Source organism: Paenibacillus sp. S02, from assembly GCF_019454065.1.
Classification (GTDB): Bacteria; Bacillota; Bacilli; order Paenibacillales; family Paenibacillaceae; genus Paenibacillus; species Paenibacillus polymyxa_B.
Window position 1 is genome coordinate 163,061 of record NZ_CP073682.1, and the last position, 19,440, is coordinate 182,500.

17 protein-coding genes, 1 rRNA gene and 1 other RNA gene (1 of these 19 running past the window's edge) are annotated in these 19,440 nt (G+C 47.3%); 18 read left to right on the forward strand and 1 reads right to left on the reverse strand.

Annotated features, from left to right (window positions below; genetic code table 11):
- The first annotated feature begins 3 nt into the window (after nt 1-3).
- From KAI36_RS00670 to KAI36_RS00680, 3 genes are read left to right on the forward strand one after another with little or no spacing between them, the layout of a single operon-like run.
- Nucleotides 4-1,074, forward strand: a complete 1,071-nt coding sequence (locus tag KAI36_RS00670) for an ABC transporter substrate-binding protein (protein WP_220026602.1) — start codon at nt 4-6, stop codon at nt 1,072-1,074.
- Nucleotides 1,075-1,078: 4 nt separating this feature from the next.
- The gene (locus KAI36_RS00675) at nt 1,079-2,749 is read left to right on the forward strand and encodes an ABC transporter permease (protein WP_220026603.1); all 1,671 of its coding nucleotides are present in this window, start codon (nt 1,079-1,081) and stop codon (nt 2,747-2,749) included.
- Nucleotides 2,746-4,131, forward strand: a complete 1,386-nt coding sequence (locus KAI36_RS00680; protein ID WP_220026605.1) for an MBL fold metallo-hydrolase — start codon at nt 2,746-2,748, stop codon at nt 4,129-4,131. The genes KAI36_RS00675 and KAI36_RS00680 overlap by 4 nt, the downstream gene beginning before the upstream one ends.
- Nucleotides 4,132-4,140: 9 nt before the next feature.
- On the opposite strand, the gene KAI36_RS00685 is transcribed toward KAI36_RS00680, so the two are convergent.
- A complete protein-coding gene (locus tag KAI36_RS00685) occupies nt 4,141-5,301 on the reverse strand; it encodes a S8 family peptidase (protein WP_025718442.1) in 1,161 nt (386 codons plus the stop codon).
- Nucleotides 5,302-5,705: 404 nt separating this feature from the next.
- Between KAI36_RS00685 and rpoE the strand changes: the two genes are divergently transcribed.
- The 15 genes from rpoE to KAI36_RS00760 form a co-directional block, all read left to right on the forward strand.
- Nucleotides 5,706-6,257 (forward strand): DNA-directed RNA polymerase subunit delta, encoded by a 552-nt coding sequence (rpoE, locus tag KAI36_RS00690; RefSeq protein WP_013308216.1) that lies wholly within the window; start codon nt 5,706-5,708, stop codon nt 6,255-6,257.
- A 402-nt stretch (nt 6,258-6,659) separates the two neighbouring features.
- The gene (locus KAI36_RS00695) at nt 6,660-8,261 is read left to right on the forward strand and encodes a CTP synthase (RefSeq protein ID WP_013368772.1); all 1,602 of its coding nucleotides are present in this window, start codon (nt 6,660-6,662) and stop codon (nt 8,259-8,261) included.
- Nucleotides 8,262-8,474: 213 nt separating this feature from the next.
- Entirely contained in the window at nt 8,475-8,843 is a 369-nt protein-coding gene (locus tag KAI36_RS00700) for a response regulator (RefSeq protein ID WP_013308218.1), read from the forward strand.
- Between the two features lie 247 nt (nt 8,844-9,090).
- Complete coding sequence (gene fba / locus KAI36_RS00705) at nt 9,091-9,945, forward strand: class II fructose-1,6-bisphosphate aldolase (protein WP_013308219.1); 855 nt, start codon at nt 9,091-9,093, stop codon at nt 9,943-9,945.
- 227 nt (nt 9,946-10,172) lie between these two features.
- Nucleotides 10,173-11,426: a UDP-N-acetylglucosamine 1-carboxyvinyltransferase gene (locus tag KAI36_RS00710; RefSeq protein ID WP_013308220.1), complete on the forward strand. Its 1,254-nt coding sequence runs from the start codon at nt 10,173-10,175 to the stop codon at nt 11,424-11,426.
- 259 nt (nt 11,427-11,685) lie between these two features.
- Nucleotides 11,686-13,023 (forward strand): transcription termination factor Rho, encoded by a 1,338-nt coding sequence (gene rho, locus KAI36_RS00715; protein ID WP_069080583.1) that lies wholly within the window; start codon nt 11,686-11,688, stop codon nt 13,021-13,023.
- A gap of 95 nt (nt 13,024-13,118) precedes the next feature.
- The gene (locus KAI36_RS00720) at nt 13,119-14,390 is read left to right on the forward strand and encodes a radical SAM family protein (protein ID WP_061831800.1); all 1,272 of its coding nucleotides are present in this window, start codon (nt 13,119-13,121) and stop codon (nt 14,388-14,390) included.
- 156 nt (nt 14,391-14,546) lie between these two features.
- Nucleotides 14,547-14,744, forward strand: a complete 198-nt coding sequence (rpmE, locus tag KAI36_RS00725; protein WP_025719104.1) for a 50S ribosomal protein L31 — start codon at nt 14,547-14,549, stop codon at nt 14,742-14,744.
- 110 nt (nt 14,745-14,854) lie between these two features.
- Nucleotides 14,855-15,121, forward strand: an RNA gene (ffs, locus tag KAI36_RS00730) — signal recognition particle sRNA large type.
- Nucleotides 15,122-15,278: 157 nt separating this feature from the next.
- Nucleotides 15,279-17,030, forward strand: coding sequence for a DNA polymerase III subunit gamma/tau (gene dnaX / locus KAI36_RS00735; protein ID WP_220026606.1), 1,752 nt, complete (start codon nt 15,279-15,281; stop codon nt 17,028-17,030).
- 43 nt (nt 17,031-17,073) lie between these two features.
- Nucleotides 17,074-17,385: a YbaB/EbfC family nucleoid-associated protein gene (locus KAI36_RS00740; RefSeq protein ID WP_013308226.1), complete on the forward strand. Its 312-nt coding sequence runs from the start codon at nt 17,074-17,076 to the stop codon at nt 17,383-17,385.
- A gap of 27 nt (nt 17,386-17,412) precedes the next feature.
- The gene (gene recR / locus KAI36_RS00745) at nt 17,413-18,012 is read left to right on the forward strand and encodes a recombination mediator RecR (RefSeq protein ID WP_013308227.1); all 600 of its coding nucleotides are present in this window, start codon (nt 17,413-17,415) and stop codon (nt 18,010-18,012) included.
- 213 nt (nt 18,013-18,225) lie between these two features.
- The gene (locus KAI36_RS00750; RefSeq protein WP_025676300.1) at nt 18,226-18,537 is read left to right on the forward strand and encodes a DUF2508 family protein; all 312 of its coding nucleotides are present in this window, start codon (nt 18,226-18,228) and stop codon (nt 18,535-18,537) included.
- Complete coding sequence (locus KAI36_RS00755) at nt 18,534-18,809, forward strand: pro-sigmaK processing inhibitor BofA family protein (protein WP_220026608.1); 276 nt, start codon at nt 18,534-18,536, stop codon at nt 18,807-18,809. The genes KAI36_RS00750 and KAI36_RS00755 overlap by 4 nt, the downstream gene beginning before the upstream one ends.
- 361 nt (nt 18,810-19,170) lie before the next feature.
- A 16S ribosomal RNA gene (locus KAI36_RS00760) occupies nt 19,171-19,440 on the forward strand; it runs 1,286 nt beyond the window's last position.

A 19,440-nucleotide genomic window follows, 5' to 3' on the forward strand; every position in this document is an offset into this window, starting at 1 on the left:
AAGATGATGAATAGGCATGTTTTTCGTACAGGATGGAAAAAAGGGACGATGCTCGCATTAACATTGACTTTTGGACTCGCTGTGGCGGGTTGCGGAACAGCAACGCCATCCAAGGATGGGGCGCCAGCTAATGGATCAGCAGGACAAGCTGAGGCGGCATCCACCGACCAGAAGCTGGTGGTCTACAGCGCGGGCCCGGATGGACTGGCGAAAAAGCTGGTAGCAGGGTATGAGGCGCAGAGCGGAGTTAAGGTAGAGTTATTCCAGGGAACGACAGGAAAAATTTTGGCCCGCATGGAAGCCGAGAAGACGAATCCGGTAGCGGACGTGGTTGTGCTGGCATCTCTTCCGTCTGTACAAGGCTTGAAAAAGGAAGGACTTACGCTGCCTTACCCGGATGCCAAGAACGCAGACAAGCTAAATCCAGACTGGTCCGATAAGGAGGGCAACTACTTCAGTACCAGTGCTTCTGCTCTGGGCATTGCGTATAACACGAAGCTGGTGAAAACACCACCAACTTCATGGGCTGATTTGGCGAAGCCTGAGTACAAGGATCAGGTTAATATTCCCGATCCATCCCTGTCCGGCTCAGCGTTGGATTTTATGACAGGCTATCTGAGCGCCAAGGGCGATGGAGGCTGGACGTTGTTCGAGCAGTACAAGGCTAACGGTGTTGCTATGGCTGGTGCCAATCAGGAAGCGCTGGACCCCGTGATTACCGGAGCTAAAGGTATAGTCGTCGCTGCGGTCGATTACATGACCTACAAGGCTAAAGCCAAAGGCGAGCCGATTGACATCGTCTATCCGACAGAGGGAACAGTCATCAGCCCACGTCCTGCCGCAATTCTCAAGTCAACGCAGCATGAGCAGAATGCGAAGGCATTCATTGACTATCTGTTGTCAGACGAGGCACAGAAACTAGTAGCAGATGCCTCCTTACTTCCGGGCCGCACGGATGTCAAAGCCGACAAGCGTGCCAACCTGAACGAGATTCCATTGTTGAAAACCAATTGGGAGTGGATGGGTGAGCACGGATCAGACGTGACGGAGAAGTTCACGCAAATGTTCAAGTAAGCCGATGGGAGGCTTATCCGTTAAACACATCAGAGCGTGGTGTCTGACGCTGGCTCTGATCGCGCTTCTTTTCCTGATTGTGATGCCGTTGCTGCAAATCTTTATCCAAAGTGTATATGTTGATGAAAAATTTCAATGGGATGCGCCTTTTCGAACGTTAGCTGCTTCACAATTTGCAGGAGTGCTATTCAGCTCGATTTGGCTAGGTATCTGTGTGATTGCAGGAACGACGGTGCTTGCACTTCCGCTAGCCTGGATCATGTCCAACACTCGTCTTGTACACTGGCGCTGGTTGGATGTCGTGTTGCTGATTCCGTTTATGACCCCGCCCTATATCGGTTCCATGGGCTGGATTCTGTTTATGCAAAAAAACGGATATCTGGAGCAGTTGTTCCCGGGTCTACATTTCTTAACGCCGTCCTTCTTCAGCCTTGGTGGCATGGTGATGATCATGAGCCTGCATCTGTTTCCATTCCTGTACCTGCTGCTGCGCGGGGCGCTGATGAGGATTGGCGGGAGTCTGGAAGAGGCGGGTGCCGTAATGGGCGGTGGCTTTCTGTACAGATTCCGTCGAATTATTTTACCGCTGCTGCTTTCGGCTTACGGAATGGGCGCGCTGCTCATTTTCGTTAAAACAATTGCCGAGTTTGGCACCCCCGCTACCTTTGGGCGACGGATCGGGTATGAGGTCATGACTTCGGAAATTCATAAATACATTTCCAGCTGGCCCATAGATTTTGGCAAAGCGACGTCAATGGCCTCGGTGTTGTTAACCGCCTGCCTGCTCATGTGGTATGCGCAATCGGTGATCAACCGAAAGTTTACGTACAGGCTGGTAGGTGGTAAAGGTTCGCGTCCGTCCCGTCTTCGTATATCCGGCTGGACTACGGGGCTGAGTGTTGCATTCATTCTATTGTTGCTCATTGCGTCCATTGGCATTCCTTATTTTTCAATTCTTTCAGCCTCGACGATGAAGCTGAGGGGAATTGGGCTTGCCTGGGATAATTTGACGCTCGACTCTTACAAGGAACTGCTGTCTTGGGGATCAGAGAGCATGGAGGCGCTCCTGAACAGCGTATTTCTCTCTTTGGGCGCTTCGACGCTTGCTGTGGTGCTGGGCACTTGGTTTGCGCTTGTCATTGGCGGCTCACGCACAAGAATCCAACGGACGGTTGATGCATTTAGCTTGCTTCCGAATACGGTGCCGGGAATTGTTATGGTGGTCGGCCTGATTTTGTGGTGGAACTCACCGTGGATGCCGATCCCTTTGTATAACACATACGGTATGGTCATTCTGACGTATGTTATCTTGTTTGTTCCTTATACGGTGCAGTATGTAAAAAGCGCCTTTACGCAGGTGGACACTGGCCTTTTTCAGGCGGGACAGGTATTTGGCGGGCGACCGTCTTACATATTCCGCCGGATTGTGCTGCCGCTGATTATACCGGGAATGCTCGCTGGTTGGATGATGACATTTACCATTGCTTCACGCGAGCTGGTAGGATCGTTGCTGATTTTGCCGCCATCCGTTCAGACGTCTGCAACCTACATCTTTGCACAATTTGAGCAGGGACAGGTGTCACTTGGGATGGCGATGGCCGTCATATCGGTCGGAATGACCACACTGCTGCTGATCTTAATGGAAAGCTTAAACTCGCAAAGAAAGTGGAAATGATCATGACCAAGCTTAGGATTTGGGGGGGAGCGGGCGAACATGGCCGCTCCTGCTATGTTTTTGAAGGAAAGCAGCATCGCGTCATGCTGGATTGTGGCGTGAAAAAGGAAGGAACTGGACAATATCCGGTTTTTCCGCCGCAAAAGGCGGAGGGACTTACCACTGTATTGCTGTCTCATGCACATGAGGACCATTCCATGGCGCTTCCCTTACTGTACAAGTATGGATACCAGGGGGAGGTCTGGACGACCAAGGCTACCGCTGAGCAGTTAGGCTCCTATTTTCGCTCCTGGCATACTTATGTTGAATCGAGAGGAGCCGAATTGCCATACGACGTACAGGATATCCAATCCATTGCTTATCGCTATCTAGAAGATGAAGCGCCAGCAGGAGAATGGCTTGAGGCTTGTCCGGGTGTGAGAATCATGTGGGGACGCAGTGGACATTTGGCTGGTGCAGTGTGGTATGCGGTAGAAATGGAAGGGAAGCGGTTGTTTTTTTCTGGAGATTACAGCCGCGAATCTGAGCTTCTTGCCGCCGATGCGCCAGACTTGGGTGTTGGGGAGGGGGTGCATGACCTGCCTGAATGGAAGTCAGAGCCCAATCTAGCGGACATATCCATTATGGACAATGCCTATGGCATGGATATAGACCCGCAGCCTGTTAAGCTGGAGCGGCTGAGGGTCGAGATGGAGCGGATATTATTGTCTGGTGGTCATGTGTTGTTGCCGGTGCCTGCCTTTGGCAGAGGACAGGACATGATCGTATGGGCTAGCGAGCAATTCCCTGCACAGGCAATGATTGTAGAGCACGACATATGGCAGGGATTGAAACAGTTAAAACGCTGGAAAGAATGGCTGCGTCCGGAAGCTCCAGCGCGAATAAAACATGTGCTAAACAGTGACAGGGTCTTCGTGCCTCGTGATGCTGCGGAACGAGTGAGTCTGCTGGAACAGAACCCAACGGCTATTATCATAACAAGAGACGGCATGATGGATTCCCCACAGGCGCGCTGGTACTATCAGTATCTATCGGATAACCGCAACATGGGGGAGGGTAATGAAAGCGGAGAAAGAATCAGCAACAGTGTTATATTGACCGGGCATGCTCCACATGGTTCTTTTGGCAAACATCTGTTGGAACGTGCGGATCAAAATGACAGCTGTGTAGCTCGGCATTTGATTTACAAGGTGCATCAGGGATTATCAGATGTGCGGCAAATGTTGAAGGAGCTGCCTAGCAAACAGGTTGTACTCGTTCATGCGCCAAAGCTGCAGACTGACCTGGTACGAGATGAGTTGATAAGAGAAGGGAATAGTGGGTGTGAAGGTCCTGCCAGAAAAGTTCATTCTCTGGAGCCGGGCGCTACACTAGAGGTTTAGCAACATCATTCACTTTGTGCCCTCCTGCATCAATCGGAAGGCATCGACTTCTCCAAGTTTGGTGGAGATAGAGCTACGTCCAGCGCTTTTACGCAGGCGTAGCGGTGTGGCGGTACGCTTAAGCAGCGCTTTGATTTCTCCAGGCTCCAGTTCCGGTCTCAGTGAAAGGAGAAGTGCGATGCTTCCAGTCACATGGGAAGTAGCCATAGAGGTACCGCTCATTTCGTGATGCTTGCCATGGATCCAGGAGGAGGTGATCTTTTCGCCCGGTGCGTACACATCTACAAATTGCCCTCGGTTGCTGAAAGGTGCAATGCGTCTGTATTTGTCAGTAGCCCCCACTGAAATCGTCTGGGAATAGCGGGCTGGATAGTCAATACTTCGGCGCTTGCCCTCATTTCCCGAGGACGCTACAATGACGATGCCGTTATGATATGCTTTATTCACCATATCAAGTAATGCCTTGCTGCGCGACTTCATACCAAAGCTCATATTGATGATATCGACACGATTTAATACACACCAGTCGATACCAAGAATGATATCGGAGACGTAGGCGGCTCCATTATGATCAAATGCTTTTACGGGATGAATTAAAGCTCGTGGTGCTACGCCCACCATACCTTCATCATAGTTAGACGCCGCGATAGTTCCAGCAATATGAGTACCATGGCCGTTATCGTCATAGGGTAGCATGGTTCGGTTAAGCAAATTAATACCTCTGGCGAGAGAATGACGAAGATCAGGATGTTGAAAATCCGCTCCTGTGTCGATCACACCGATTCTGACCCGATTCCCTGTCGAGGAAGGCCAAGCCTTGTATGCACGTACCTGTTTGACTCCCCATGGCATGGAAAGGTTCTTCTCTACTTTTGGTATATGAGCAGTTTCAGCGTGGACCTTCATGCGGGTATCTTCTTCAACGGTAACACCGTTGTGATATTTGCCTAGCCTGTCTCCCCCTGAAAGCGGAGCGATTAAAGCGCGGATTAGTCGGGCCGGTTGTACTTGCCGTAATCCCGCAAGCTCGGGTTTCAGCTTCCTGAGATAGGACAGGCATTCCCGGTATTGGTGTGGCTTATCGAACGTGATGATCTGTTTGTTCCGTCCACTGCCGGACGGCTCCGAAATACCCTCATGCAAACGCTGCAAAAAATCCGGATAGTCCATTTGAGACGGTCCCCCTCCGATGAGCCATGCTGAGGTATTGTATGAGCAAGCGTCAGCTGTGGCATGGGAAACCTGCCCCTTTTTTATGGAAATAGGCCTGCTTGTCGTGTCAAAGTGGCCGTGGACACATACGATACATGGAGGGCATAAGCTCTTGTGCAACAACTTTGGGGGGTTCTCCCGGAGCGGGTACAGTCGAAGACGGGGGGGACCCCGTCTTTTTATGTGTGCCGTCTTGTTTAGAGGGATATTACTGGAAATTATGACGATACCCATCTTTAACTTGCAATTTGCTTCCAAATAGGTTTTACTTAGTTTTGATAATGGATATGTTAGTATTGCATGTATCGTGTATGCTCTGAAACATGTTCTTGTGAATTACGTGTGAGAGGAAGTGTCCCTAGGTGAGTACCCCACTCAACTTGAAGATTGACCCGGAGAAAGTCCACGAGACTCCAATGGTGGACTTGGCATTTATGGTATTGAAAGCAGCCAATACTCCGTATTATTACCGTGACCTGATGAAGGAAGTCGCCAAATTGCGTGGCTTTTCCGACGAAGAAATTAATGACGTTATTGCTCAGCTATATACTGAAATCAACATTGACGGGCGTTTTGCCTGTGTCGGTACGAATCTGTGGGGCTTGAAACGTTGGTATCCGGTAGATAAATCCGAAGATGCCCTGACAGGAGCCAAGCGTCCTCGTATTATTAACGACGAAGACGATGACGATGAAGATGACTATCATGAGGAAGAAGAAACATACAACTCTGATGACGACTTCGATGCAGATAGCGAAGACGAGGATGGCGAAGATGAGCTGTTCGACGGAGAAGAAGATGATGATGATAGTGATGAAGACGTGGTTATAGACGATGAAGACCTCAGTGATGAGGAAGATTCAGAAGATGAAAATGACGATGAGTCGACGGAAGACGACGATTCGCTTCGTTAGGAACAGGCTGTAAGGGGAGATGAGTTCTCCCCTTTTTCATGACCGTTTTCTTGAAAACCTCTTCTGATTTAAAGCTTTCAGGTGGATTCTCTCCAATCTGGTTCAATGGACAAATTAACACAGATAACTTCCTTGACAGCGGATTGGACACGGGGTAAACTATTGCTTGGGCTTATGATTGATTCACTTATATGTTTGCTTTTTGTATAAAAGTGCCCCGTACTACGGGAGTGCTTTTTTGTTTTTTATAGGGGTGTTTTCACTCATGAAAGAGGGCTAAGGGCGGCGGACATGGAAAATGATTCCGCTGCCTTCTTCATGGATGATAATCCGTGCAAACGGGTTACGATAACATCATAATGTCGCCTGAATTTTGCATCTTATCTAGGAGGGTTTTGAACAGTGACAAAGTATATTTTTGTGACAGGCGGGGTTGTGTCTTCCTTGGGCAAAGGGATTACGGCAGCTTCACTGGGGAGGCTTTTGAAGAACAGGGGACTGAAGGTAACGATTCAAAAATTTGATCCTTACCTGAATGTCGATCCGGGTACGATGAGTCCTTACCAGCACGGTGAAGTGTTTGTAACGGATGATGGTGCGGAAACGGACCTTGACTTGGGACACTATGAGCGCTTTATTGATATTAATCTGTCCAAGAACAGCAATGTCACAACAGGCAAGGTATATTCCAGCGTAATCAGCAAAGAGCGTCGCGGAGAATATTTGGGCGGTACGGTGCAGGTTATCCCTCATATTACGAACGAAATCAAGGAGCGCGTGTACCGTGCAGGCCGTGAAGCGGGTTCGGACGTAATTATTACAGAAATCGGCGGTACTGTGGGCGATATTGAAAGCTTGCCATTTTTGGAAGCTATTCGTCAGCTCAAAAGCGAAGTTGGGCGCGAGAATGTGATGTACATTCACGTAACGCTCATTCCTTATATTAAAGCTGCTGGTGAGGTTAAAACTAAACCAACTCAGCACAGTGTAAAAGAACTGCGTAGTATCGGCATTCAACCGAATGTCATTGTTTGCCGTACAGAGCATGAACTGTCCTCCGATATGAAGGCTAAAATTGCATTGTTCTGCGATATTGATGCGAATGCAGTGGTAGAATGCCGCGATGCTTCGACCCTCTACGAGGTTCCGTTGAACCTGCGTGAAGAAGGCTTGGACGAAATCGTAGTTAACCATCTGAAGCTGACAACACCTGCACCAGATATGACCGAATGGGAAGGGTTAGTTGATCGAATCAGCAAGCTGGATAAAACGGTTGAGATTGCTATTGTTGGTAAATATGTTGCATTACATGATGCGTATTTAAGTGTGGTTGAATCACTTTCCCACGCTGGATTTGATGCGAATGCAGACGTAAAAATCCGTTGGGTGAACGCTGAAGAAGTGACGGACGAGAACGTAGCTGACATGCTGGGCGGCATTGGCGGCATTCTCGTACCGGGTGGCTTCGGCGATCGCGGAATTGAAGGCAAAATCAGTACCATCCGTTATGCACGGGAGCAAAAAATTCCGTTCTTCGGCATTTGTCTGGGTATGCAGGTATCTGTCATTGAGGTTGCCCGTTCCCTGGCTGGTCTCGAAGGAGCCAACAGTTCGGAAATTAACCCGGCTACGGATTATCCTGTCATCGACTTGCTTCCTGACCAAAAAGACATCGAAGATTTGGGCGGTACGATGCGTCTTGGCTTGTATCCATGCAAACTGGTGGAAGGTTCCCTGGCTTCGGCTTGCTACAATGACGAGCTGGTGTACGAAAGACACCGTCATCGGTACGAATTCAATAACGAATATCGTGAAGTTATTGAAAAAGCAGGTCTTCGTATTTCCGGTACTTCACCAGATGGACGCTTGGTGGAAATTGTGGAGCTCCCTGAGCATCCGTGGTTCCTGGCGGTACAATTCCACCCAGAATTTACTTCCCGTCCGAATCGTCCGCAGCCTTTGTTCCGTGAATTTGTAAAGGCAGCATTGCAGCTTCAAGGTTAATGTTAGGGCTTGTAAGACCTCCTCAGGGAGGTCTTTTTTTATCCCATACTTCCTGATTATGAAAGAATATTCCACAATTATGTATAAGAGCAGGATTTTCTTTTTGCAGGAGCGAATATAGTTTTAAGTATGGGACGGATATTGTACGTCATCGGACGCTGTTATGGCAATAGCTGCATGATCCTCGTTTTAAGATCTTAGGAGGTTAAAACATTGGAAAAGAAGAAAGTATTAATCGTCGATGACCAGAATGGAATACGGATTTTATTGATGGAAGTGTTCGGAAGTGAGGGTTATGAGACCTTTCAGGCGGCGAACGGAAAAATTGCACTTGAAATTGTTGAGAAGGAACCGCCTGATCTAGTTCTGCTCGATATGAAAATTCCAGGTATGGACGGACTCGAAATTCTGAAGCATCTAAAAACCATGAATCCCGATATCAAGGTTATTATGATGACAGCATATGGAGAACTGGACATGATTAAAGAGGCGACGGAGCTAGGTGCGCTAATGCATTTTACCAAGCCCTTTGATATTGACGAAATGCGGATCGCTGTGAACAAACAACTCAGAGGTGACTAGGTGAGTCGCTATGGTTGAGAACTCTGTTAACACAACAGGGTTTTTTGTTTGTGATTATGGGAAATACTGAAAGTAAATCCTCTCCTTATACAATTCTATGGAAAAACGGCGTCCTGGGCGTGATTTTTGTATGTGTTGATATGCAAAAGCTTGTTTAGTATTTAACATGGGTTGTGGTATAATAAGCCCGTATGTGATGTCGGCTAAAATATAGACAAACCCAAACACCTTTAGGAGGACTGTAACCATGCCATTGGTATCTATGAAAGACATGTTGAACAAAGCACTCGAAGGAAAATATGCAGTAGGTCAATACAACATTAATAACCTGGAGTGGACTCAAGCTATTTTGGGCGCTGCTGAAGAAGAAAAATCCCCAGTAATCTTGGGTGTTTCTGAAGGCGCAGCACGTCACATGGGCGGATTCTACACTGTTGTTAAAATGGTAGAAGGTCTTATTCATGACATGAAAATCACCGTTCCAGTTGCGATCCATTTGGACCACGGTTCCAGCTTTGAAAAATGTAAAGAAGCTATCGACGCTGGTTTCACATCCGTTATGATTGACGATTCCCACAGCCCAATCGACACAAACATTGCTACAACGAAAAAAGTGGTAGAATATGCTCATTCCAAAGGCGTTTCCGTTGAAGCTGAAGTTGGAATGGTTGGCGGTCAAGAGGATGATGTTGTCGGCGACGTAATGTACGCTAAGTTGGACGACTGTCTGCGTATCGTTAACGAAACAGGTATCGATACACTGGCACCTGCACTCGGTTCCGTACACGGACCTTACAAAGGCGAGCCAAACCTCGGATTCAAAGAAATGGAAGAGATCTGCAATGCAATCAAACTTCCACTCGTTCTGCACGGTGGTACTGGTATCCCAACACATGACATTAAAAAAGCAATCTCCTTGGGAACTTCCAAAATCAATGTAAACACTGAGAACCAAATCGTATTTGCGAAAGTGGTTCGTGAAGTGCTTGCTGAGAAACCGGATGCTTATGACCCACGTACATTCATCGCTCCAGGTCGTGAAGCGATTAAACAAACCGTTATCGGTAAAATTCGTGAGTTCGGTTCCAACAACAAAGCGTAATAATGAATTAAACTGGTCGTGCGTCTGCACAGGCTAGATGTATTTCTTAGTTGTAGCTGTAGTTCTGCTGCACAAAATATTTAAATCTGTACAGTTGAATAGTTTGGTATGGAAAGCACACCGCTTAGCCGGTGTCTTTCCATTTTCACCACTAAAAAAGTTAAAAGTTTATGATTTGAGATTATTGTTTGACCGACTGCAAAACACGTAGGGGGACCCTCAAGCTTATGGAAAAATTGATGATCACCGGTGGACGGCCGCTTCAAGGTACAGTTTCCATCAGCGGTGCCAAAAACAGTGCCATCGCCTTGATTCCCGCAGCCATTCTGGCAGAGTCGGAAGTCATTTTGGACAATTTGCCACTGTTGAGTGATGTGGCGGTGTATTCCGAAATACTGGAGGAACTTGGTGCAACGGTTACCTGGGAAGGTAGCCAGATGAAAATAGATCCTTCCTCTATTAAATCCATTCCTATGCCGAATGGGCCTGTTAAGAAATTACGAGCCTCTTATTATATGATGGGAGCCATGCTGGGCAGATTCAAGGAAGCGATCATCGGTTTGCCAGGAGGGTGTAATTTCGAACCCCGGCCCATTGATCAGCATATCAAAGGTTTTGAAGCGCTGGGAGCCACGGTTACGAACGAGCACGGCGCTATTCATTTGCACGCCAAAGAACTGCGCGGAACCAAAATTTATTTGGATGTTAGCAGCGTAGGCGCTACCATTAATATTATGCTGGCGGCAGCACGTGCCAAAGGCGCCACAATTATCGAAAATGCGGCTAAAGAGCCTGAGATTATAGATGTAGCAACCCTTTTAAACTCCATGGGGGCCATTATTAAAGGCGCCGGTACGGAAACGATTCGAATTGAAGGTGTGTCGGAGCTGCATGGCTGCCGTCATTCGATCATACCTGACCGTATACAAGCGGGCACATATATGATTGCCGCTGCGGCAACCCGTGGAAATGTATTGATTGACAACGTAATCCCCAAACATATGGAGGCTCTCACTGCAAAAATGCAGGAAATGGGCATCGGCATCGAGGAATATGATGAAAGTATTCGCGTACTGGGTGCACCTTCCTATGAACATGTCGACGTTAAAGCCTTGATATACCCCGGATTCGCCACAGATTTACAATCTCCCATGACCAGCTTGCTTACCCAAGCACAGGGTGTCAGTGTATTGAGCGATTTTGTGTATAGCAATCGTTTTAAGCACGTCCCTGAGCTGGTGCGAATGGGGGCTAAAATTCGCGTAGAGGGTCGGTCTGCCATTATAGAGGGTGGTCAACTGAATGCAGCTAAAGTAAAAGCGGCAGATCTGCGCGCCGGAGCGGCCCTTGTCATTGCTGGACTTACAGTAAGCGAAGGCGTAACCGAGGTGACGGGTGTCGAGTACATTGACCGTGGTTATGATCACCTTGTCTCCAACCTGCGTCTTTTGGGCGCGGATGTATGGAGGCAGACCGAATAATTAAACCATGCAGTTTTTTCGAACTCCCGGAACGAAAACAATAGAACGGGCAACACCTATGCAGCCACTGCTTGATAAAAGATTGTGGTTCATACCTAACAATCTTTTATCGGAAAACCGGAATAATTCGGTATAATCCAGGCAGGTGGCTGCATAACTTTATTTGTTTTGGTTAAAATTATGTTAATGGTGTTTATGATATCATTGTCTATCATTTAGATGTATGAATGGACTTAATAATTGAATAGGTGGTTATTATATGGATCTGCAAATTTCCGATCTGGAAGAAATGAAGCTGACCGACCTGTACAAGCTGGCCAAGCAATACCAGATCCCGTACTACGGAACGCTCAAAAAGAAAGAATTAATTTTCGCCATCCTGCGCGCACAAGCTGAGAAGAGCGGATTGATGTTTATGCAGGGGGTTCTGGAAATCCTTCCCGAAGGTTACGGCTTTCTGAGGCCGATCAATTATCTCCCGAGTACCGAAGATATTTACATCTCTGCTTCACAAATCCGCAAGTTTGACTTGAGAACAGGCGATCTTGTTTCCGGTAAATGCCGAACGCCAAAAGAGAATGAACGATATTTTGGATTGCTTCAAGTTAACGCCGTCAATGGAAGAAGTCCTGAGCAAGCTGCTGAGCGGCTACATTTTCCTGCACTGACTCCACTGTATCCGCAAACCAAATTAGTCCTTGAAACTTCCCCCAACCATTTGTCTACGAGAATTATGGATGTACTGGCCCCTGTCGGACTTGGACAGCGCGGACTCATTGTAGCACCTCCCAAAGCTGGGAAGACGCTTCTCCTCAAAGAAATTGCCAATAGCATTTCTACCAACAATCCCGAGATCGAGCTTTTTGTCTTGTTGATTGATGAACGCCCCGAAGAAGTGACCGACATGCAGCGTTCTGTTAAAGGTGAAGTTGTGGCCTCTACATTTGACGAACTTCCTGAAAATCACATCAAAGTGGCAGAACTCGTGTTGGAGCGTGCGCTGCGTCTCGTAGAACATAAAAAGGATGTTGTCATCCTGTTGGATAGCATCACACGTTTGGCTCGTGCGTACAATCTCGTTATCCCTCCTTCTGGTCGTACTTTGAGCGGGGGTATTGATCCGGCGGCATTTCACCGTCCAAAGCGCTTTTTTGGTGCGGCTCGGAATGTGGAGGAAGGCGGTAGCTTGACGATTCTTGCTACAGCGCTGATTGACACAGGATCACGCATGGACGATATCATCTATGAGGAGTTTAAAGGTACAGGTAACATGGAGCTGCATTTGGACCGCAAGCTGGCAGAACGTCGTATCTTTCCTGCGATTGATATTCGTCGTTCCGGCACACGCCGTGAGGAAGTGTTGTTGAATAAGGAAGAATTGGATACCATCTGGGCCATTCGTAAAAATATGACGGAAAGCCATGATTTTGTGGAAGGCTTCCTCAAAAAGCTGCGTAATAGCAAAACTAATGCTGAGTTTTTGGCTTCGTTTGATTTGACGGCACCTTCTTCCAGTGGCTCGCAAAGCAGTTCTGGTGGGCAACAACGGAGAACTGCGCGTTCTACCACAGCGTCAGTCCCGGCCACAACCAACTAAAACCCATCATGTATTTTATCTGTTCCGTAAGTATACAGTCGTTACCATTCATTTTGTTAATGGCGTAGGCTTAACGGAGCGAAAGGAGCTCCATAATGTATTTGGTGTATGCCGACGAAAAAGGCAATGTATATGATCATGCTTCTTTGTATGGGCTTGCCCGTAGTGCAGACATGATTGTTGAAATCATGGAGGATGAGCTTATCCCGTTACCGGAAGGAGCTACATTGGTAAGCCTGCCCAGCACTCGCCCGGTCGGTATGAACCCTGAAACAGGGGAAATGGTTTCTCTTCCCGGAGATATGCAAGCAGTAGGGGCTTTATTGCCGCAAGGTTTTACACGCTTGTGCCTACCGGGATATGTGAAGACCGATAAGGAGTACAAACTTCCCTTGTTCGGTTATTCGGCCGTAGTCTGGAAAGATGGGGCATTTTATGTAACGGCAGAGCAGAGTGACAGTCCATCCAAGTGGAATCCAGAAAACTGCGACCGTCATCAAGTTAAATTGGGTGTGCAGCGGATGACGGAGCAATATCCCGAAAATCGGCTGTACCAACATTTGTCTAACTGTGCGCTGGGCTACGAATGTCTTACTTCCTCGAACACATTCCTGAATCGCTGGGAAGGAGGAGTTCCAGTATCTTATTCTTGTAATGCGGGTTGCTTTGGCTGTATATCTGAACAGCCGGATGACAGTGGTTTCGTATCTCCGCAGACAAGAATGAACTTCCGTCCTCGCGTCGAAGAAATTGTAGAAGTTATGCTGGAACATTTGAAGACACCGGAGTCCATCATCAGTTTTGGCCAAGGTTGCGAAGGTGAGCCTTCCACACAAGCCAAACTGATTATTGATTCGATCAAAGAGGTGCGTTCCATTACCGATATGGGATACATCAATATCAATACGAATGCGGGATTGAGCGATCATATCCGGGGAATCGTGGATGCGGGTCTTGATCTGATGCGCGTTAGTACCATTAGTGCACTGGATGATCACTACAATGCGTATTACAAGCCGCGCGGTTACACGTTGGCTAATGTGGAAAAATCACTTCGTTATGCTTCTGAGCAGGGAGTATATACGTCGATTAACTATTTAATTTTTCCGGGTGTAACTGACCGGGAGGAAGAAATTGAGGCAATGATTGAATTTGCCAAACGTACTAAGCTCAAGCTGATTCAAATGCGTAATTTGAATATCGATCCTGAAAGCTATCTGGAGTTGATTCCACCTGCTCAAGGTGAGATCCTTGGCATGAAACAAATGCTTGAGATTTATCGTGAGGAACTGCCTGATGTAGTCATCGGTTCTTACACTCATGTACCGCCACAAGGGCTGGCACGTCCCAAATTTGCCAAGGCCTAAAATGGTTTATGTAACTTGAAACACACCTATTTTATGCCATCTTTGAATGCAGAAAAGAGTTGTTGAAACGCTCATATTCAAGTGCTATAATGTGAACATGTGTTCATACAACTCTGGACTGATAGGACGTTCAGGGCGGAAAGAGGTGAAAGTTCAATGCAACAAGCTATTCAACCAAATTTTAACGTAACTAATGTCACTTGTGCTTGCGGAAATTCGTTTGAAACTGGTTCTGTGAAAGGATCTCTGCGTGTGGAGATTTGCTCCGCCTGCCACCCATTCTTCACAGGCAAGCAGAAATTTATTGATGCTGGTGGACGCGTGGATCGTTTCAAAAAGAAATACGGTATCTAATGGATTACCGCAGGTTATAAAGTTATTAGAGCCTTCTGCAACTGCAGAGGGCTCTTTTTGTAATAATGTGTATTTGCTTTTTATGCGGCCTTAAGATATACTTATTTTCACCGTGCTAGATGGGGAGGTAGCGGTGCCCTGTAACTCGCAATCCGCTATAGCGAGGTTGAATTCCTGTTAGAGGTGTTGTTGATGTGAGGCTGGTCCCTGCGCACAATGTTGACGGTTGGGTCCTCCGCAATGAGTACTTGTGAACCTGGTCAGGTCCGGAAGGAAGCAGCCATAAGCAGGTCCACTCTTGTGCCGGAGGGTTGCCTAGCCCGAGTTGCTGTTCAGGATTGCCGCTCGGATCACAACGATCAATAACAGGTGCACGGTATATATTGGTAATTAGAACATCTTGGCAATCATTGCGAAGATGTTTTTTTGTGTTTATAAATTGGAAGGTGTCTGGTTTAGATTCGGACGGGATTATAGTATAATGAAGTGACCATAAATGGTCATGAAAGTGAATGGGAAAGAGGGTAACGCGCATTGGAACATATAGCGTTGTACCGTGCTTGGCGGCCGCAGGCTTTCAAGGACATGGTAGGACAACAGCATATTATCCAGACATTGCAGAATGCCATCCGCGAAAATCGCACGTCCCATGCCTACCTGTTCAGCGGTCCACGAGGAACAGGTAAGACGAGTGCGGCCAAAATTTTGGCCAAGGCAATCAACTGTGAGCATGGACCTGCGCCGGAACCTTGCAACGAATGCGAAGCCTGTAAACGGATCACGGCCGGAGCGGTCATGGATGTACAGGAGATTGATGCAGCCTCCAACCGGGGCGTTGAAGAGATTCGTGATTTGCGCGATAAAGTCAAATATGCGCCCACAGAAGTGCGGCACAAGGTTTATATCATTGATGAAGTGCACATGCTGACGACGGAAGCGTTCAATGCGCTGCTCAAGACGCTGGAAGAGCCGCCGCCACACGTGATGTTCATATTGGCTACGACTGAACCACATCGGATTCCGGCGACAATTATTTCACGTTGCCAGCGGTTTGACTTCCGGCGGGTATCGCTGGAGGAACAGACAGAGCGGCTTGACCTGATATGTCAACAGGAGAACATACAGGCTGATTCGGATGCACTGCAGTACATTGCTCGTCTTTCAGATGGCGGGATGCGAGATGCGGTTAGCGTTTTGGATCAGATATCCTCGTTTACAGATGGTCGGGTTACTTATCAGCAGGTGCTGGATATGACGGGAGGTATTGCGTCCGAGCAATTCGGTAAGCTTGCCTTGGCATTGCTGAAAGAAGATGTGGGCACGGTGCTCCAAATGATCGAGAACTTTATGCAGGAAGGTAAAAGTGCGGATAAGTGCATGGAGAATCTTCTGTACTATTTCCGAGATCTGCTAATGATCAAGATGGTGCCTCAGGCGACCAAAATGACGGAGCGAGTGCTGGATCCAGAGCGATTTAAGGAAGTGGCAGATGCTTTTACCAAGGAGCAACTCTTTGCGATGATTGACACCCTTAATCGTTATCAGAGCGAGATGAAATATGCCGTACAGCCACAAACCTTGTTTGAGGTAGCTCTATTGAAGCTGTGCAGTATTCCGGGGGAAGCAGGAGCTATTGCTCAGCCGACCGCACAACGCTCTGGCGCTGCAGCTGATCAGGAAGATGTGGTAATGTTGAAGCGCCAGCTTGCTGAGCTGGAAAAGAAACTGGAGCGCGCGCTGCAAGGTGGATTGGGCGCTGGAGCGGGACAGGAAGCATCGTCGGGTGGTCGTCAGGCTTCCGGGGGTCGTGCCCCTGCTCCGCGGATTTCAGCGCCAGCCAAACTTCCTTCTCAGTTGGATCGCTATATCGCTGAGAAGTCGAGCGAAGCATTCGCAGCAGCAGGACGTAAGTGGAGCCAGATTTTGCAAGGGGTAAAAGAGGCGAAAGTTACGGTTCATGCTTGGTTTATGGATGGTGAGCCAGTTTCTGTGTTAGAGGACAGTGTGCTGGTTGCATTTAAGAACAATATTCATCGTGAAACTACCGAAAAGCCTGCCAATAAGCAGGTCATCGAGAAGGTATTGCATGAGCAGTTGGGTCATCCTTATCGTTTAGTAACGATGATGCAAAAGGATTGGAATGCTGCGATTGAAGGAGTTTCCGACCAGCCTGCCGAAGAATTGCAACTGGAGCCGGAGCATGATGCGCCGGGAAAGTCCAAGGAGCCCTGGATTGATGAAGCTATTCAACTTTTCGGGGAAGACCTAGTAGTCATTAAAGATTGAACCAAGTGTCTAGATGTATACTTCATTAAAGGAGATGATTGAAATGAACAATATGAACCAAATGATGAAGCAAGTGAAAAAAATGCAGGAACAAATGCTGAAAGCCCAAGAGGAGCTTGGCGGAAAAGTAATCGAAGGTACTTCTGGCGGCGGTGTTGTGACGGTGGAGGTAAATGGACATAAAAAAGTGTTGTCCATCACGATCAAACCGGAAGCTGTAGATCCTGATGATGTAGAAATGTTGCAAGATCTCGTGCTGACTGCAGTCAATGATGCATTGTCCAAAGCAGATGAACTGGCTAATGATGATATGGGTAAATTTACAGGCGGTATGAAAATTCCGGGCTTGTTCTAGTCTGCCGCATAAAGGAGAAACACGCTATTGTATTATCCGGAGCCGATTGCCAAGCTAATTGATGCTTTTACGCGCCTGCCGGGAGTAGGGCCAAAGACGGCTGCCCGGTTGGCTTTTCACGTACTGAAAATGAAGGAAGATGATGTGATTGACTTTGCCAAAGCGCTGGTCAATGTAAAACGCAATCTTCACTTCTGTTCAGTCTGCGGCAACATTACGGACACGGATCCTTGTCGGATCTGTCAGGATAAGACGAGGGACACTTCCGTCATTTGTGTTGTTCAGGATTCCAAGGATTTGGTGGCTATGGAACGTACCAAGGAGTTTAATGGTTTTTACCATGTGCTTCACGGGGCGATATCTCCTATGGAGGGAATTGGTCCTGAGGATATCAAACTCAAGGAATTGCTGAACAGACTCAGTGATGAACGCGTCAAGGAGCTGATTTTAGCTACGAACCCGAACATTGAAGGAGAGGCCACGGCCATGTACATTTCTCGGCTAGTGCGTCCTTTTGAAATCAAGGTTACTCGTATTGCTCATGGATTGCCAGTGGGTGGAGATTTGGAGTATGCCGACGAGGTTACCCTGTCCAAAGCGTTGGAGGGCCGTAGAGAGCTCAATTAATAGGTGTATTTATACGTTATAAATAGGGAGTCTGAGATGTCCTTAGGGCATTCTCAACTCACTTGGGGAGCCGCTACGGCTCCTTTTTTATTTGCGGTGATAGAAGGCAGTATAGATCGTTCCTGGTTCTAAGTTTGTCCTTAGTTCAATAAGTATGAATAAGGTAGTCTTGCAGACTGTGCACATAATTCAGCTTGTGAGGAGGATGAACGGATGTGGGAACGGATGAAACAAAATTTCCGTCGTCAGGAGAATGGCAAATCAGAAGCGGAGTATCGGCAGGAGTTGTTTGCCCAGATTCGGGCTTCGCATGCGGAATGGTTAAGAGCGCATCGTTTATTTCATGAAGCTACGGGTAAAGATGAGATCGACTACGCTATATTTGTTCTAGAAGCTGCAGAACGTAAATATCAGATACATTTAAAAAGCGCGAAACAGCAAGGCCTGCATCGTTTCCATCTGCCTGCAGATGAACCTGGGTATGCCAATGATACGGATCGTGTTCACAAGCGGAGAGCTGAATGAAAGGGGCGGTCTGGCTTGTTCTGATTGCCTGTGTCGGGATGCTACTATTTCTAATCTTAAAAAAACGTTTGGGTATCGGCTGGCTTGTAGTATTCGGGACGCATATGGGCCTGGCAGCCATCGCATTGTATGTTATCAATTATTCAGGTTGGATTACGCAGGTGTACATCCCGATCAATCCAGTGACAATGGGGGCGGTAACGATATTAGGTTTGCCTGGGATTGTCCTTTTACTGGGATTGAAAATAGTATTATTCGGACAGGCCATATGAAAACTTATATGTTATTGTTTCTATTTTTAAAATATAGTTGACGGCGAATTCAAAAATGTGATACATTAATTCTCGGCCCTTAAAGCCCGGGAATTTTTTTATGAGAACAACATTTGAATGAAATTAAAAAATAATTTTAAAAAAGTGTTGACTTAAATCCCGAATGTGTGTTATATTAATCAAGTCGCCGCTGAGATGCGGTGGTGAAACAAAGTAAGATATAATGCAGGTTTGATCTTTGAAAACTGAACAACGAGTGAGTAAAACGATTTTGTTCGCAAAATCAAACAAGAGATATTTTTATCTCGTCAGTTTCAAAATGAGCTTATCGCTCTTTCTATAAACCAACTTCGGTTGGTCTTTAATGGAGAGTTTGATCCTGGCTCAGGACGAACGCTGGCGGCGTGCCTAATACATGCAAGTCGAGCGGGGTTGTTTAGAAGCTTGCTTCTAAACAACCTAGCGGCGGACGGGTGAGTAACACGTAGGCAACCTGCCCACAAGACAGGGATAACTACCGGAAACGGTAGCTAATACCCGATACATCCTTTTCCTGCATGGGAGAAGGAGGAAAGACGGAGCAATCTGTCACTTGTGGATGGGCCTGCGGCGCATTAGCTAGTTGGTGGGG

Coding starts and splice junctions, on each gene's coding strand:
- KAI36_RS00670 (WP_220026602.1), top strand. CDS start 4: ATGATGAATAGGCATGTTTTTCGTACAGGATGGAAAAAAGGGACGATG.
- KAI36_RS00675 (WP_220026603.1), top strand. CDS start 1,079: ATGGGAGGCTTATCCGTTAAACACATCAGAGCGTGGTGTCTGACGCTG.
- KAI36_RS00680 (WP_220026605.1), top strand. CDS start 2,746: ATGATCATGACCAAGCTTAGGATTTGGGGGGGAGCGGGCGAACATGGC.
- KAI36_RS00685 (WP_025718442.1), bottom strand. CDS start 5,301: ATGGACTATCCGGATTTTTTGCAGCGTTTGCATGAGGGTATTTCGGAG.
- fba (WP_013308219.1), top strand. CDS start 9,091: ATGCCATTGGTATCTATGAAAGACATGTTGAACAAAGCACTCGAAGGA.
- KAI36_RS00710 (WP_013308220.1), top strand. CDS start 10,173: ATGGAAAAATTGATGATCACCGGTGGACGGCCGCTTCAAGGTACAGTT.
- rho (WP_069080583.1), top strand. CDS start 11,686: ATGGATCTGCAAATTTCCGATCTGGAAGAAATGAAGCTGACCGACCTG.
- KAI36_RS00720 (WP_061831800.1), top strand. CDS start 13,119: ATGTATTTGGTGTATGCCGACGAAAAAGGCAATGTATATGATCATGCT.
- rpmE (WP_025719104.1), top strand. CDS start 14,547: ATGCAACAAGCTATTCAACCAAATTTTAACGTAACTAATGTCACTTGT.
- KAI36_RS00740 (WP_013308226.1), top strand. CDS start 17,074: ATGAACAATATGAACCAAATGATGAAGCAAGTGAAAAAAATGCAGGAA.
- KAI36_RS00750 (WP_025676300.1), top strand. CDS start 18,226: ATGTGGGAACGGATGAAACAAAATTTCCGTCGTCAGGAGAATGGCAAA.
- KAI36_RS00755 (WP_220026608.1), top strand. CDS start 18,534: ATGAAAGGGGCGGTCTGGCTTGTTCTGATTGCCTGTGTCGGGATGCTA.